This window comes from Thermoproteus sp. CP80 (genome assembly GCF_002077075.2).
GTDB lineage: Archaea > Thermoproteota > Thermoprotei > Thermoproteales > Thermoproteaceae > Thermoproteus.
This window is the reverse complement of record NZ_LCWM02000037.1, coordinates 1-13398: the sequence shown is the minus strand read 5'-3', so window position 1 is coordinate 13398 and position 13398 is coordinate 1. Positions and strand designations below refer to the sequence as shown.

Below are 13398 nucleotides of genomic sequence, written 5' to 3'. Positions count from 1 at the left end.
CTTTCCGCGATTTTCAGCCAGCTCGTAATGGCGTCTGCGAGCTCGGCGTAGCGGGCGAAGCCGTCTAGGTGTTCCCCGCCGCACTCCACCACCATCTTGTTGCCCACGCGGTACACCCACGGCTCCTTCCCCGTGAGGGCCTTTATGAGGGCGGCGAACCTCTCGGCGTCGGCCTCCCTGCCCCCCGGCGCGTCGGCCCTGGCGTAGGCGCGGCCCAAGGCCTTGTTGTCTTTCCCATATCTGCCGAAGGTAATCGTGTACTCGCCCCTGACGCCGTCGATCTCGGCGGTTATCTTAATCCTCAGCAACTTCCTGCCGCTCTCTCCCTCCTCGAACTCGGCACCTCCGCCGAGGACGGTCACGACGTACTTCTTGCCCCCGACGAAGACCTCAGCCTCCCTAACGTCCGCAAGCTTTAGGGAGCCCACCTCTCTACCCCTCCTCACGACCTCCAGGGCCTTTTTGTACACGGCGCCGCCCTTCTCCTCGGCCCTCTCCAATATGAGGTCTACGAACTCCGCCGCAAGTTCCTGTTGGTCGCCCTCGCCGTGTACGGAGAGCCAGGCGGCGCGCTCAAGGCCCTCCCTGAGGATGTACACGTAGCCCGCCTTCCCGCCCTCCGGCATCCTCACCGCGAAGTGTTTGCCCTCCTCAAGGCCCATGTCCCTAAGCCGCTTGGCCTCCCGCTCTATGTTTTCGGGGTTGGTGGAGCGATATCTGACCACCAGCGCGCCCTCGGTCAGTTGTACGTTGTACTTCGGCCAGCCCTCCCTCAGCGCGCGCCCCTTCTCCAGCTTCTCCAGCCAGCGGTCGGCCGTCTCACTGTTCACCCAGCCGCCCTCGGCGGCCCTCCTAACGACCTCCGCGATGGCGTCCCTGAGCTCCTTGCGGCCGGCCGCAAGCATGTCGGTGGTGGCTCTGACCCGCCACACGCCTCCGCCGCCCACTCTCTCCACCTCCGCGCCGACGCCCGCCAGCTTGAGGAGGCGCGCCGCGAGCTCTGCGCGGCCGCGGTCAGTCGAGGCGAATTGGAGCAGGATGTCGTGTTCGCGCAGATAGACGTTGTATTTGACATCGATGTCGCCCTCCGATATGGTCAGATCGGCGGCGACGCGGCCTTTTGGAGTCAGCCTCATGCCGCCGAACCGCACCTCCGCCCGGGCCTCCCCCACGAAACCCTCGAACTTCGGGCTTAAGTACCCTCCGCCGGCGGAGGGCGCCGCCGCCGCGAGGAGGCGCATGAGCCTGGCGGCATCTCCGCCGTAGGCGGCTATGCGGTATATGCCCTCCTTCACGTACGTATGTACGCCGAACCTCAGCCCGTCGGGCAGGAGCTCGTTGAGCAGATGCAACGTAGCAAGGCGCAGGAGCGCGGCGCCGCCTCCAAGCTCTCCCCCTACGGCCAGCTCGACCTCCCTCGGCCCCACGTAGCCGTCCCCCGCAATCGCCGTGGCGTACATCTCGCCGAAGCGCAGCAACGCCTCCCTCCTATCGAGCTTGCCCTCAAGCGCCTTGTCCAGCATCATCAGCTCGAGGGCTGGCTCCACGAACTTCCTGGCCACCTCATCCCTGGCGCAGTCCCTCGCCAGGCAGTACATATCGTTTAGGGCGAAGTCCACGATGCCCCAGACCTCCTCCCCAACCCTCCCCACGCCCTCCTTGAGGACGCCGCGGCGCTTTGGCTGGCCACCTACAAGGAGTACGGGATGCTCATCCGCCTGGCGAATGCGGCCGGCGCGACCGTCGAGGCCGTCAAGAACGCGGCGAGGAGGATGAGGGTATGAGCTCGGGCGACGGCGTGGACGCGGGCAGGGGCGCGGCTCCGAAGCGGCTCAAGGTCGCCTCGGCCTTCGAGCTTCCGCAGAGGCTGGGCGTGCTGCGGAGGGTGGAGCGTCGCCCTCTAGCCGCCGGAATACACGCGTAATATCTGAGAGACCAATTTAAGCGGGTCTCTTCTAAAGGTCATGCCTAGAAATAAGGGGCAGGAGAAGATGTCGCTGATCTCTGTTCACGTCCCGAAGCGAATGCTGGAGGAGCTGGACGAACTGGTCAGGAAGGGTATATACCCAAACAGAAGCGAGGCCATAAGGGCCGCCATCAGGGAGCTCCTCTACAAGGAGTCCCTGAAGCCCGCGGCCAGGCAGGCCGAGGAGGTTGTGGAAAGCGAGGAGGAGATAGAGGTTTTGCCCGGGCGCTAGCCCCAATTCTTATTAACTGAGCGGATTTTAGCCGTGGCCTTGGTCTCGCCTCTGGAGTACGAGATACTCAAGTCGGCGAGTAGGCGGAGGAGCCTCAGGGAGGTCGCAGCCGGGCTGGGGACGAAGCCCGAGGACCTCATGAGGTACGTGGAGTCCCTAAGGGCCCGGGGGCTCCTCCAGGTGGAGCGGCGTGAGGTCGAGGTCTACGAGCTCACCGAGGAGGGCGCCAAATACGCGAGGGAGGGGCTGCCGGAGCTGGCCGCCCTTAGGTCCGCCAAGTGCGGGGATGTATGCGTCGTGGAGGTGCCCGACACGCCGGAGGGGAGGATAGTTCTGGCGAATCTGGCGAGATACGGCCTCCGCCCGCGCGGCGGGAGGATCGAGGCCTCTAGGGAGGACCTCGAGAGGGCGCTCAAGGCAGTCGAGGAGAGGCAGAGGCTCCTCGAGGCCCTCGCCGCGGGCGGGGAGGTGCCGCGGGAGGCGCTCCAGGAGTTCCAGAGGAGGAGGCTGGTGAGGAGGTCGTCCAGGGTCGAGATATACGTGGAGACGTCCGCCGATCTGTCGTCGCTGCGGGTGGCCCAGATGAAGACGGCGCTGACGTCTGACGACCTGAGGACCGGCGCCTGGAGGGAGGCGGTCCTCAAGCCCATAGACGCCACGATAGAGGTGCCTCCGGCCCCGGCCCCCGTCCCCCATTTCTTCCAGGAGTTTCTGGAGTACGTCCGGGAGGTCATGGTCGGGCTGGGCTTCGAGGAGGTCAGGGGGCCTATCCTGGAGTACGAGTTCTGGAATTTCGACGCGCTCTTCCAAGCGCAGGACCACCCCGCCAGGGAGGTCCACGACACGTTCTTCGTGGAGTGGACTGGGGAGCCGCCGGAGCCGCCTCCCCCCGAGCTCATGGAGAGGGTGGGGAGGGAGCACGAGGCGGGCTGGGGCTACCGGTGGAGCCGCGAGAAGGCCCTCGGCCTGGTGCTGAGGAGCCAGACCACGGCGACGACCATAAGGGCGCTGGCCGAGAGGGGCGAGGGGACCTACAAGGTCTTCGCCGTGGGCAGGGTGTTCAGGCCGGAGCACATAGACGCCAAGCACAACGTGGAGTTCCACCAGCTCGACGGAATAGTCGTCGGGCCGGGCCTCTCCTTCAAGCACCTCCTCGGCCAGCTGGAGCAGATAGCGAGGGCCCTCGGCATGGAGGAGGTGAAGTTCAAGCCGGCCTACTTCCCCTTCACCAGCCCCTCGGTGGAGGTCTACGCGAGGCACCAGAGGCTGGGCTGGATAGAGTTCGGCGGGGCCGGCATCTTCAGGCCCGAGGTGACGAGGCCCCTGGGCGTTGAGAGGAGCAGGGTCCTGGCCTGGGGCTGGGGCCTCGACAGGGTCGCCATGATACTGCTGGACATAGATGACATAAGGGATCTCTTCGCCGTGGATCCCGACAAGCTGGCCGAATACCACCGCAGATGGCGCGCGTTCAAGAGGACCGTGGGCTCGAGCGGCCGCAGGTACACGCTCTAGCCGCGCCTATCGCCGTCGGCCGCCAGCGGGCCCCCGGGGGAAGGGGCACACGCCAGGCCTAGCGCCGCGCCGCCTCCAGGACGGCCTCCGCTATGGCGCCCGCGACGTCTACCCCCGTCACCCTCTGCACGTTTTTGAATTCAGGCACGCCGTTGATTTCGAGCACCTTGTAGCCGTCCCTCGACTCCACTACGTCGACTCCGGCGTACATGGTGCCGACGGCCTCGGCGGCCTTCGCCGAGATCTCCTCGAGCTCTCCATCTATCTTGACGGGCTCTGCCTTGCCGCCCCTCGCCGTGTTGGTGCGCCAGTCGGACGACGAGTATCTGTATATGGCCGCGACGGCCCTCCCGGCCACGACGGTGACCCTTATGTCCCTCCCCGGCTTCTCCACGTATTCCTGCACCAGGAACTCCTGCATGGAGGGCTCCAGATGCCTCTTGTGGGCAACTATCGAGGCCAGATCGTCCGGCGACTTGGCCAGGCTGACCAGCCTCCCCCAGGATCCGTCGAGCGGCTTGGCTATCACGGGGTAGCCGAGGGCCTCCGCCGCCTTGAGCGCAGACTCCAGGCCGAAGGCCAGCGCGGTCCTCGGCGTGGGGACCCCTGCGCGTCTAAGCGCCAAGTAGGTCAAATACTTGTCGTGGGATATATATAGCGACCGGGCGGAGTTTATAGATAGGCCGCCCGCCGCCTCGTAGGTATGGGCCAGCGGGAGGACCTTGGATCTGCCGGCGACCCTTATCAAGCCCACGAGGCCGAGCCCGTCCGGCGCGGCCAAATCCTCGGCGTCCACGGGCCTCACGGAGGCGCCGCGCCTCTTCAGCGCATCCATCAACAGCCTCTCGTCAAGCCTCAACAGGTCGTAGACGAAGTCGATTTCCCCGACATCGCCCTCCGGGGGAGCCGGCCTTTATAAGCTTATTGTTGACAGACGGAGAGCTTCTCCATCGCCGATTTCCTAACCCCCTCGGGGTCGGGGGAGCCCAGGACCGGCCTCTTGACCGCTTCGCGGGGGTCGGGCAGATCCGAGGAGCCCGCCTTCACCGCCTCGGCGATCTTGAAGTAGGCCTCCCTGAAGGGGACTCCGCCGAGCGCCAGCCTCTCGGCGGCGTCGGAAGACGTGGTGGGGTACCTCCTGGCGTCCTGATAGGCCTTGCCGCAGTTGAACCTCATGCCCTCCAGGAAGCTCCTCAGCACCGATGCGCCCTCCTCGGCGGTCTTGAAGACGCGCCAGAGGTGCCTGGTCGCCTCCTGTAGGTCGAGGCTGTAGCCGTAGCCTATCTTCTCCTGGACGGCCAGGAGGGCCTCCGCGTCCGCGAGCGCCTCGGATATGCGGGCCCTCAGGACCTCCAGCGTCACCGGGTTCCTCTTGTGCGGCATTATGCTGCTGGTCGACACGTGTTCGGCCGGCGGCTCCACGTAGCCCAGCAGAGGGCTGGACCAAGCCACGAGGTCGTCGACGAACCTCGAGAGCTCGGCGAGGGCCGACGCCACGACGGACGCCGCAAGCCCCGCGAAGAAGCGGCTGGAGGAGGCGTACAGCGTGTTCTCCGCCACGCCGCCGAAGCCGGCGAGCCGCGCCAGCCTCACGCGGTCCAGAGGGGCCGACGTGCCGCCGGATGGGCCGGAGCCGAGCGGCGACTTGTCCACGACCGGCCTAACCGCGGCGAGGGCCGAGAGGAAGTCTGACAGAAGCTCGTGGAGGGCGAGGAGGTAGTGGCCGAACGTTATGGGCTGGGCGGGCTGGAAGTGGGTGAAGGACGGCATGACGCAGTCGGCGTACTCGGCGGCGCGGCGCGCGGCGACGCACATGAGCCTCTCGACCTCCGCCGAGAGGGCGTCCATGTGGCGCAGAAGCCTGAGCCTTATGGCCGCCGCCACGTGGTCGTTTCTGCTCCTGCCGAGGCCCACCCAGCCTCCGGCCGGCCCCACCCTCTTGATGAGGTAGTCCTCCAGCGCCTCGTGGACGTCCTCGTAGCCGGGCCTCAGGAGGTCCTCTACGCGGGCTTCCCCCAACGCCTTGAGCAGAGCCTCGCCGTCGCCCCTCGGGATGAGGCCGGCCTCGGCCAGATGGGCCACGTGCGCCCGCATGACCTCCACGACCTCCTCGGCTATCTCGGCGTCGTCCTGGACGCTCGAGGTGTAGCCGGAGACCACGTCGCTGGATCCCCCGATCCACCTCCTGTAGAGGGCCATGGGGGCCCGGGAGCCCGGCTATAAATATGCGCCGTCCGTATTACTGAAAACGACGCGAAAAACTTATATATGTCAAATGGCTTGGGGGCGATGTCGCAGGGGCGAACCACAGGGCCTACCTCGTCCTGGAGGACGGGACGGTCCTAAAGGGCAGGGCCTTCGGCGCGGATAAAACGGCCGTCGGCGAGGTCGTCTTCACGACCTCCGTCGTCGGATACCCCCAGTCCATCACCGACCCGAGCTACAAGGGGCAGATACTGGTCTTCACGCATCCCCTTATCGGCAACTACGGAGTCTCGGAGGACCAGTACGAATCCGACGGGCCCAAGGCCGAGGCCGTGGTGGTGTACGAGGCGACGAGGCCGAGCCACTACAAGGCCGTCATGTCTCTCGACGAGTGGCTCAAGTCGTCCGGGGTGCCGGGCATAGAGGGCGTCGACACGAGGGCACTGGTCCTGAAGCTCAGAGAGCACGGGGTCATGATGGGGGCAGTGGGGCAGGAGCCCCCCGACGAGCTGCTGGACAGGTTGAGGAAATCGCCGAGGTACGACGAGGTGAACTACGCCTTGATGGTATCGCCGAGGGAGCCGGAGGAGCTGGGCGGCGGGGATATGTGCGTGGGGGTCGTGGACTGCGGCGTCAAGAGGAGCATATTGAGGGAGCTCGTCAAGAGGGGCGTCAAGGTCCTGAGGGTCCCCTGCCTGCGGTGGGAGCTGGCGCTCGACTGCGACGCCGTGCTCTTCGGCCCGGGCCCGGGGAACCCCAATCTGCTCGACAGGGTGGCCGAGGGCGCCGAGGCCGCGGTGGAGATGAGGCTCCCCGTCATGGGCATATGCCTGGGCCACCAGGTGGTGTCCAAGGCGCTGGGGGCCCGGCTGTACAAGCTCAGATTCGGCCACCGCGCCTCAAACAAGCCGGTCAAGGACCTGTACTTCACGGGCAGGACGTATATAACTACCCACAACCACGGATACGCCGTCGATCCGGCCGGAAGCGGGCTCAGGCCGTGGGCCGTCCAGCCCGACGACGGCACCGTGGAGGGGCTGTACCACCCCGATCTGCCCATCCTCACGACGCAGTTCCACCCCGAGGCGGGGCCGGGCCCGAGGGATACGACGTGGGTTTTCGACAAGTTCCTAAAAATGGCGGGAGGCCCCCGCTAGCCCCACACCTCCCTCGTGGTTAGGTACTTCCTCAAGGTCTCCGGATCCATGGAGCATCCGTTTTCGTTCAACCATCTGTACAACATGCCCAGCAACACCTCGGCGTTGTGTCTGCCCACCAGCCTCACGAGGGCCTCGTAGGTCCTCCAAGGCTCCTCCACAAGTACCTTGTCGAAGGGATAGCCCAAGGCCGACTGGGACCTGAAGTGGAGAAGGGATCTAAGCGAGAAATCCAACGATCCGTAGAAACGCACGAGCAGACCCCGGGTGAGGCACATATAGGATCGTAGCAAGGATATCATAAATTCCTTACGTTATATTCGGGCCGTCGCGCTCCGCCGGGCCGCGCCGACGCCGCGTCCCCTCGGCATTGATTAAATTTTTTATATCGATGCTCCACAGCCTCGCATGTCCAGCGTCGTCAGGATAGTCGAGAAGCAGCTGGACGAGATCTTGGCCATAGCCAAGAATCCCGCCCAGATACGAAACGCGGGCACCCTGGCGCATGTGGACCACGGCAAGACCACGACGTCGGATTCGCTCCTGATGGGCGCCGGCCTCCTCTCGCCGAAGGTGGCCGGGAAGGCGTTGGCCATGGACTACGTCGAGATAGAGCAGTTGAGACAATTGACCATCAAGGCGGCCAACATATCGCTGTACTTCGAGTACGGCGGCAAGCCCTACCTCATAAACTTCGTCGACACGCCGGGCCACGTGGACTTCACGGGCCACGTCACGCGGTCCCTCAGGGTCATGGACGGAGGCCTCGTGGTGGTGGACGCGGTGGAGGGCGTCATGACGCAGACCGAGACCGTGGTGAGGCAGGCCTTGGAGGAGTACGTGAGGCCCGTCCTCTTCATAAACAAGATAGACCGCCTGATCAAGGAGCTGAGGCTCTCGCCGCAGGAGATAATGCAGAGGATATTGGCCATAGTGAAGGAGTTCAACTCCCTTATAGACATGTTCGCCCCGCCCGAGTTCAAAGACGCGTGGAAGGTCGATCCGGGCAAGGGCCAGGTCACCCTCGGCTCCGCCCTCCACAAGTGGGGCATAACGATACCGATGGCGCAGAAGACGGGCCTAAAGTTCAGCAACATAGCGGACGCCTACGAGAAGGGCTACGTGGACAAGCTCGCCGCAGACTACCCGCTCTACAAGACCCTCCTGTCGATGATAATCGAGCACGTCCCTCCGCCGAACGTCGCCCAGAAGTACAGAATACCCAGGCTCTGGAGGGGCGACCTCAACAGCGACGTCGGCAAGGCCCTCCTCGAGGCCGACCCCAACGGGCCCACCGTCATGGCGGTCAGCAAGGTCAACGTGGACCCCCACGCGGGCCTCATAACCACCGGCCGCGTCTTCTCGGGCACCATAAGGGAGGGCGACGAGGTCTACATAATCGGGGCCAAGTCCAAGAGGAAGGTCCTACAGACGTACATATACATGGGCCCGTCCCGCATAGTGGTGCCGTATATGCCCGCCGGCAACATAGTGGCGCTCCTCGGCACGGACGACGCCAGGGCCGGCGACACCATAGTGGCGGCCGATCGCAGCGGGATCCCGCCCTTCGAGCGCATGAAGTACATATCGGAGCCCGTGGTCACAGTGGCTGTGGAGCCCAAGAACCCAGCCGACCTGGCGAAGCTGGTGGAGGCCCTAAAGGAGCAGGTGATCGAGGACCCGACGCTAGACGTGAAGATAGACCAGGAGACGGGCCAGATACTGCTGTCGGGCGTCGGCACGCTCCACCTGGAGATAGTGGCATGGCTCCTCAAGGAGAGGACAAAGATAGACTTCACGGTGTCCCAGCCCTTGATAAGGTTCCGCGAGTCCGTCAGGGCCAGGTCGGACGTGTTCGAGGGCAAGTCCCCCAACAAGCACAACCGCCTCTACTTCTACGTGGAGCCTCTCGACGACACCACGGTGGAGCTGATAGCCACGAAGGAGATCACCGAGGACATGGACCCGAGGGACAGGGCCAAGATACTGAGGGAGAAGGCGGGCTGGGATACGGACGAGGCGAGGGGCATATGGGCCATAGACGACCGCTACTTCAACGTCCTGGTCGACAAGACCTCCGGCATACAGTACCTCCGCGAGATAAGGGACTACATAGTGCAGGGCTTCCGCTGGACCAGCGAGGCGGGCCCCCTGGCGCAGGAGCCCATAAGAGGGCTGAAGGTGGTGCTGACGGACGCCGTCGTGCACGAGGACCCCGCCCACCGCGGCCCCGCCCAGATAATGCCGGCCACGAAAAACGCCATATTCGCCGCTATACTCTCAGCCAGGCCCACCCTCCTGGAGCCCCTGCTCAGGCTCGACATAAAGGTGCATCCGGACTACATAGGCGCCATAACGTCCGTCCTCAACAAGCATAGAGGCAAGATACTGGACATGACCCAGGAGGAGTACATGGCCATAATAAGGGCAGAGCTGCCGGTCCTCGAGTCCTTCACCATAAGCGACGAGCTGCGCGCCGCCGCCGCGGGCAAGGTGTTCTGGTCCATGCAGTTCTCCAAATGGTCGCCGGTGCCCGAGGCCATGCTGGCCGACCTAGTGAAGCAGATAAGGAAGAGGAAGGGCCTGAAGGAAGAGATACCGAAGCCCACAGACTTCATAGAGGCCCTCTGACCGCTACATATTTTCCTCCAGCCCCACCCTCGGCTTTAACGCGCGCCCGCTAATTCGCGTCCGACCGCTCACCCTCCCCCCGCCCTCCCCCTCTCCGGGCCTCCGCCCGCCTCCTGGCGGCCTCGTTGTGGCGCGCCACGGCCCTCCTGACCTCCTCGGCCGAGCCAGAGGCTATGGCGGAGGCCCTCTCGAGGTCAATCCTCGCACCGCAGAAGGGACATACGTGGGACTTGGCGCCCGACCTTGCGGCGCTGGCCATGCCGCAGCGGGGGCAGACGACCGCTACGTACCTCATCGCCTAAGCGCCCGCACGGCCCTGTCCAGGACGGCCCGCGCGAGCTCCCGCTTGTGCGCAGGGCCCAGCCTCTCCACCTTCCCGTCGCTATATATCGCTATATATCTGTCCTTGAGGGTGCCGAAGCCCATCTCCGACACGTCGTGGGCCAGCACGAGGTCCCAGCCGCCCTCCTCCATCCGCGCCCTGGCCCTCCGTATTAGCTCCTCCTCTGGCGCCCCGACCTCCGCCTTGAAGCCCACGATGTACGCCCTGGGGTTGAGCCTCCTGGCCTCGGCGGCTATCTTGGGCGCCCTCAGGAGCCTCACCGAGTATTCGGCCAGGTCGCTGCTTATCTTGCCCGAGGCCTTCTCCGCCACGTAGAAGTCGAGGGGGGCCGCCGAGAAGACCATGAGGTCCTGGGAGGGCGCCAGCTCCGCCACGGCCCTATACATGTCGAGGACCGACACCACGGGGACGGCCTTGACGTTGGGAGGCGCCTTGACGCCGGGGCCGGCCACGAGCGCCACCTCGGCGCCTCTCGCAGCCGCCTCCCGGGCAAAGTACATACCTGTGAGGCCGGAGCTCGGCGTAGATATATACTTTACGTCGTCGATATGCTCGCGGGTGGGGCCCGCCGTGACGAGCACCCTAAGCCCCGACATGTCGCGCGGAGCCGCCGCGTCTATGACCGACTCAGCCACCTCCTCCACCTCGGGGTACTTCGCCTTCCCCTCCTCCACCTTAGGCTCCACGATCGCCGCGCCCCAGGACCTCAGCCTGGACAGCGCCTCCTGGAGGGCTGGGTTGCGCCACATGGATAGGTTCATCGTGGGCACAAACACGGGCCTGGCCCCCGCGCCCAAAGCCGCGTGGATGCAGGTGGCGGCCACGTCGTCGGCAACCCCGAGCGCGGCCTTGGCTATGGTGTTGGCTGTGGCGGGCGCCACGACCAGCAGATCCGCCTCGGCGCAGATCGAGACGTGCTCGGCCCTCCCCGTCAGCCTAGACACGGGCCTTCTGCCGGTGGCCCACCTGAACAGCTCGGGGCTCACCAGCCGCGCCGCCTTATCCGACAGAACCGCCGTCACGTCCGCCCCATGCCGGATCAGGAGGCGGGCCAGATCTATGGACCTATATAGGGAGATCCCCGAGGTGACGACGAGCGCCACGGAAAGCCCGCCGAGAAGCGAAGAGAGGGAATGCTTAATAGGCTCCACCTCGGCCATGGAGACACGGCCCCCGCCCCTTAAAAATCTAGCAGAACCCCACGCCATTAGATATCATAGTCATAACTAAGTATTACCTTAGTATTATTAGGGATATTTATTCTATTTTTATTAATGAATACTTAAAGAGATATGCAGGCCAAACAAATAAACAACAAGGTAACTGTGTTGAGATTCGTCGAGGCCGGCGTGTTGGCGCTCGCGTTCGCTCTGGCGCTGGCGGGTGTAATAAAGCCGACAGGTACGAACGCAGGTTGGGGTATCCTTTAGGTTTCTCCTTTTTCGCCAAGAACTACGTTTTCGTTCATGGCTTGGTATATATAGTTGCTTTTAATCTTCTTTAGATCTACGACGTCCGCCACTATGGTGAGCTCCGTATAGCCCGATATGAGTCCTAACATTGTTAGATACTCCAGCGAGTCCCCCTCCCTGAGGTTCTCCAGAGGGACCAGGCCCGTGGCCACCACGTACCTCGGCTTCACCTTGCCGAGAACAACGTCGGCGAAGAACTTCATAAAGTCGTTGAAGGTCGATACGGTCACCACCCTCTCGGGGGGCACCTTGAGCCGCCGGGACGTGCTGAAAGTGGAGAACACGAGCAGGTAGGCGTTCTCGTCGTCGAGAAACGGCTGTATCCTCTCCACTATCTTGCTTTCGCTGTCGGAGAAGACGCCCACCTCGGCTCCTCTGAAAGTCTCCACGCCTAGCCTCTCGTCCCTAATCCTTTCCGCGCTCTCGGCGACGACCTTCTCGACCGGCTTGATGTATACTATCCCGACTCCCTGGACTATGTCGAATATGTAGCGGGGGCTCGGCGGCCTTTTCCTGGATTTGACCAGCTGGGCGTACCTTATGACGTGGCCCATGGAGTTTATCCTGTGCCACACCTTGACTACGTGGTCCACCACGTACTGGAGCCTCCTGCTGGGGGTCTCGGCGATGGCCATCACGGGCACCTCCTGCGCCGCTTGGTAGAATGTGCTGTGGAAGAAGTCGGCGATGTCCGCGTTGGGGCCCGCGATGCCGTTTATGGAGTCTATGACGAGAATTCCGTGCTCCTCCAGGTGGTCCAAGACGTATCTAGCTATCTCCTCGTGGAAGGCGCGGGGGAAGTGGAGGAATTTAAACTTGTTGTAGGCGACGTTGAGCCTGTCCAGCAGCTTCCTGAAGAACTCCTCGTTCTCGCTAGTGGAGATCCAGAGGGCGGTCCCCTTGGCCCTCGCGGCTATCCTCACCGCTAGCGAGGTCTTCCCGCTCCCCGGCGGCCCGTATATCATGGTGGTGCCCGTCATCAGATCGTCGACGAAATCCACGTGGCGACATATGTCTAGCTCTAAATTCTTTGCGGTGCGGCGCCTGCCCAGAGGGGACGCCGGAGCCCCCTATTCCGAGGGTCCTCTTGGGGCTCCTCGGGTCAGCTGGGCCCAGGGCGGATCGGCGCGGGCCTCTAGGCCTCCGGCGCCTCGCCCGGCGCCACTATCTGTATCCCCAGCTCCTTCGCGAGGGCCGGGACGTACTGGGGGTTTCTGTCGTGTATATATGGGGTGACCACGAGCACTCTGTCGAGTGATGCGTCGGTCGCCTTCGCGTACAGCTCGGCCTTCCTCCTTATGGCCGAAAGGTCACCGCGCTTGACGGCGGAGGTTATCTCCACGGCGATCCTCCTCCCGTCCTTGACGACGATGTCCAGCTCCACCTCGCTGGCGCGGCCGAAGACGTAGCCGGCCGAGTCGAAATACACCCACCGCTCCACGGAGTAGCCCGTCTCCCTGAGGAGCTCCCTCACCCCCTCCCTGAAGGCCTCCTCGCTCACGACGCCCCACCGCGCCCCGAGGGCGTCAAGCCTTAGGGCTAGGGCCTTGACGTCGTCCTTAGTGGCTACGTTGCGCCTAATTTCGCCTACGTCTTTCTCCAGCGCGTCCAGCCGGAGGGCCAACGCCTTCACGTCGTCCTTGGTCGCCGCCTCGCGCCTAATTTCGCCCACCTCATTCTCCAAGGCGTCAAGCCTGGAAGCTAAGGCCCTGACGTCTTCCCTCGTGGCGAGCTTCTCCCAGGGGGTTAGCTTGGCCAACGCCTCGTAGAGCGCTTGGGCCGTGAGGGCCTCCACTAATATCTCGGGATGCTCCAACAAGATGCGCCTAACCTCATCGGCCAGCGACACGTTGATACCGCCGCGGGGACATATATATGCT

General features: G+C 64.1%; 14 protein-coding genes. 6 read left to right on the top strand and 8 right to left on the bottom strand.

The window, feature by feature from the left end; genetic code table 11:
* Nucleotides 1-1652, bottom strand: a 1652-nt coding sequence (locus B7L68_RS07455) for a PaRep2b protein (RefSeq protein WP_081247051.1), incomplete at its 3' end; no start/stop codon positions are given.
* Nucleotides 1653-1780: 128 nt separating this feature from the next.
* Here B7L68_RS07455 and B7L68_RS08730 point away from each other — a divergent pair.
* The 3 genes from B7L68_RS08730 to B7L68_RS07445 are packed head-to-tail and all read left to right on the top strand — an operon-like array spanning nt 1781 to nt 3710.
* Complete coding sequence (locus tag B7L68_RS08730; RefSeq protein ID WP_162008414.1) at nt 1781-1924, top strand: hypothetical protein; 144 nt, start codon at nt 1781-1783, stop codon at nt 1922-1924.
* A gap of 40 nt (nt 1925-1964) precedes the next feature.
* Nucleotides 1965-2198: a ribbon-helix-helix domain-containing protein gene (locus B7L68_RS07450; RefSeq protein WP_081247050.1), complete on the top strand. Its 234-nt coding sequence runs from the start codon at nt 1965-1967 to the stop codon at nt 2196-2198.
* A 33-nt stretch (nt 2199-2231) separates the two neighbouring features.
* Nucleotides 2232-3710, top strand: a complete 1479-nt coding sequence (locus B7L68_RS07445) for a phenylalanine--tRNA ligase subunit alpha (RefSeq protein ID WP_081247049.1) — start codon at nt 2232-2234, stop codon at nt 3708-3710.
* A gap of 58 nt (nt 3711-3768) precedes the next feature.
* Here B7L68_RS07445 and lysX read toward each other — a convergent pair whose 3' ends face one another.
* Entirely contained in the window at nt 3769-4590 is an 822-nt protein-coding gene (gene lysX / locus B7L68_RS07440) for a lysine biosynthesis protein LysX (protein ID WP_081247048.1), read from the bottom strand.
* A gap of 41 nt (nt 4591-4631) precedes the next feature.
* A complete protein-coding gene (locus tag B7L68_RS07435) occupies nt 4632-5909 on the bottom strand; it encodes an argininosuccinate lyase (RefSeq protein WP_081247047.1) in 1278 nt (425 codons plus the stop codon).
* 65 nt (nt 5910-5974) lie between these two features.
* On the opposite strand from B7L68_RS07435, the gene carA reads away from it, so the two are divergent.
* Nucleotides 5975-7072, top strand: a complete 1098-nt coding sequence (carA, locus tag B7L68_RS07430) for a glutamine-hydrolyzing carbamoyl-phosphate synthase small subunit (protein ID WP_081247046.1) — start codon at nt 5975-5977, stop codon at nt 7070-7072.
* On the opposite strand, the gene B7L68_RS07425 is transcribed toward carA, so the two are convergent.
* Nucleotides 7069-7350, bottom strand: coding sequence for a hypothetical protein (locus tag B7L68_RS07425; protein WP_081247045.1), 282 nt, complete (start codon nt 7348-7350; stop codon nt 7069-7071). The two genes, carA and B7L68_RS07425, sit on opposite strands and share 4 nt — an antisense overlap.
* Before the next feature lie 130 nt (nt 7351-7480).
* Here B7L68_RS07425 and B7L68_RS07420 point away from each other — a divergent pair, with 130 nt between their 5' ends.
* Nucleotides 7481-9703, top strand: coding sequence for an elongation factor EF-2 (locus B7L68_RS07420; protein ID WP_081247044.1), 2223 nt, complete (start codon nt 7481-7483; stop codon nt 9701-9703).
* A 49-nt stretch (nt 9704-9752) separates the two neighbouring features.
* Here B7L68_RS07420 and B7L68_RS07415 read toward each other — a convergent pair whose 3' ends face one another.
* Together B7L68_RS07415 and coaBC are read right to left on the bottom strand one after the other, a co-directional pair.
* Nucleotides 9753-9998, bottom strand: a complete 246-nt coding sequence (locus B7L68_RS07415) for a hypothetical protein (RefSeq protein ID WP_081247043.1) — start codon at nt 9996-9998, stop codon at nt 9753-9755.
* Entirely contained in the window at nt 9995-11206 is a 1212-nt protein-coding gene (coaBC, locus tag B7L68_RS07410; protein ID WP_081247042.1) for a bifunctional phosphopantothenoylcysteine decarboxylase/phosphopantothenate--cysteine ligase CoaBC, read from the bottom strand. The genes B7L68_RS07415 and coaBC overlap by 4 nt, the downstream gene beginning before the upstream one ends.
* A 132-nt stretch (nt 11207-11338) precedes the next feature.
* Here coaBC and B7L68_RS08725 point away from each other — a divergent pair, with 132 nt between their 5' ends.
* Nucleotides 11339-11476 carry a hypothetical protein gene (locus B7L68_RS08725; RefSeq protein ID WP_162008413.1) on the top strand — a complete coding sequence of 46 codons (138 nt, stop codon included), beginning with the start codon at nt 11339-11341 and terminating at the stop codon, nt 11474-11476.
* On the opposite strand, the gene B7L68_RS07405 is transcribed toward B7L68_RS08725, so the two are convergent.
* Nucleotides 11473-12519 (bottom strand): AAA family ATPase, encoded by a 1047-nt coding sequence (locus B7L68_RS07405; RefSeq protein ID WP_081247041.1) that lies wholly within the window; start codon nt 12517-12519, stop codon nt 11473-11475. The genes B7L68_RS08725 and B7L68_RS07405 overlap by 4 nt on opposite strands.
* A gap of 134 nt (nt 12520-12653) precedes the next feature.
* Nucleotides 12654-13398: PD-(D/E)XK nuclease family protein (locus B7L68_RS07400; RefSeq protein ID WP_369907398.1), on the bottom strand; the 745-nt coding region annotated here is incomplete at its 5' end.